General features: G+C 65.7%; 2 protein-coding genes. Both read right to left on the bottom strand.

Features of this window, described 5'->3' with window-relative positions; genetic code table 11:
- Window positions 1-344 (bottom strand): DUF2169 domain-containing protein (locus ACSFA3_RS23855; RefSeq protein WP_435507883.1); only part of this gene is annotated, 344 nt, incomplete at its 3' end.
- Between the two features lie 57 nt (window positions 345-401).
- On the bottom strand, window positions 402-645 hold a 244-nt coding region (locus tag ACSFA3_RS23850; RefSeq protein WP_435507882.1), incomplete at its 5' end, for a sulfurtransferase TusA family protein.

Here is a 645-nt window from a genome sequence, read left to right as displayed (position 1 = left end):
TGCACCCGCAAGACTTTCTCGAGCCTGCCCAGGCGCACTCCGGCAAGCCACGAACGAGCCTCAACGCCTTGCGGTGCCCAGCTCGCACCCAGGATGGTGAGATCGGCTGCCGGCCTGAAGGGCACGATGTCGCAGGTCCGCACGAGCAGACCATCGGCGGGATCGCCTTTGTAGCGGTCGGCGAACTCAAGCTCGTCCTGCCGGGGTGCGAGCACCAGCGGTGCATTCGGCACAACATGGAAACTGCCGCGCACCGTCAGTACGGCCATGTCGGTGCCGTCACGATGGAACTGCGAGAAAGCCAGGGCAGGAAAAGGCGTGCGGTTCTCGAGATGGGGAGCCATGTCAGGTTGCAACAGGGAGTCGTGAGACGGTAGTGAACAAGAGACGGCCACGCCTCATCAACACCGCAGGACCACGAAGACCCGGTATGCGCCCTCGTCACGCGTGGCGAACAACTGCGCCGGCAGTTCGGCGAGCGCGCGCGGAATGTCGATGAAGGCGGCGGGATCGTCGGCTGCGAGTTCGAGCACCTGCCCTGGTTCACAGCGCCGCAGCGCCTTGCGCAGACGCAGCAGCGGTGTCGGGCAGCGAGTGCCGCAGGTGTCGACATGCAGCGTACGGATTTCGGCGCCGGCTCCAGGC

The organism is Variovorax glucosi, assembly GCF_051216695.1.
Taxonomy (GTDB): domain Bacteria; phylum Pseudomonadota; class Gammaproteobacteria; order Burkholderiales; family Burkholderiaceae_C; genus Variovorax.
Note: the sequence above shows the minus strand (reverse complement) of the source record. Positions and strands in the feature narration are given on the sequence as shown.